This is a genomic window from Vibrio sp. 1402 (genome assembly GCF_033340275.1).
Window position 1 is genome coordinate 1 of sequence record NZ_JAWOWE010000217.1, and the last position, 749, is coordinate 749.

A 749-nucleotide genomic window follows, 5' to 3' on the forward strand; every position below is an offset into this window, starting at 1 on the left:
ACTTCGATAGGTAACATCATGGGGCCAGCCATGGTCAGTCAATTGCTACCGCCGCTCTCTTCAATGTTAGCGACCAAGTTGCTTGCAAGCTTTGGAACTGCCGCAGTCGCTGCTTGGGCGCTAGGCTCACGTTACGAGTTTTTTGCCATTGTGTCTGTATTGGCACTGACCATGTCGATGCCTCCAATGGTGGGGCGCTTGTTAGGCGCAAAGAACTATCGAGACATTCAATCTCTGGTTGGAATAGCGGTTAAGTTCATTCTTGGCTTCCAGCTTTTGATTGCGGCGATTACCTTCTTGCTTGCAAACCCGCTCGCGTTGTTAATGACAAGTGATACCCAAGTAGAACAAGTGCTCCACATGCATCTAATGATTGTGCCGATAAGTTTGGGCTCTCTTGGCGTTTGTATGCTGATGGTGTCGATTTGCAATGCGCTAGGGAAATCGTACACAGCATTAACCATTTCGGCATTACGCTTGTTTGTTTTCTTCCTACCTTGCCTATGGCTGGGTGCGCAACTGGGCGGTATCAGAGGTCTACTGTTTGGTGCGTGTGTGGGTAATATTATGGCGGGTATTTCTGCTTACCTTACTTACCGTAAAACCATACACAAACTTGCGATAAAGCAAGCTACAGCCTAAGTTTTAGTATTAACAAAGAAGCCCTCAACTGAGGGCTTCTTACTATCAACTTTTGGCTATACCATGCACAAGTTTACTGGTCAGCAGGGAATACTACGCCAGTTTGT

The 749-nt window shown here is 46.9% G+C and carries 1 protein-coding gene; it reads left to right on the plus strand.

Going from position 1 to position 749, the window contains the following annotated elements; translation table 11 throughout:
- The coding region (locus R7044_RS25190; protein ID WP_263857041.1) for an MATE family efflux transporter at positions 1 to 642 on the plus strand (642 nt) is incomplete at its 5' end.
- Between the last annotated feature and the right edge of the window lie 107 nt (positions 643 to 749).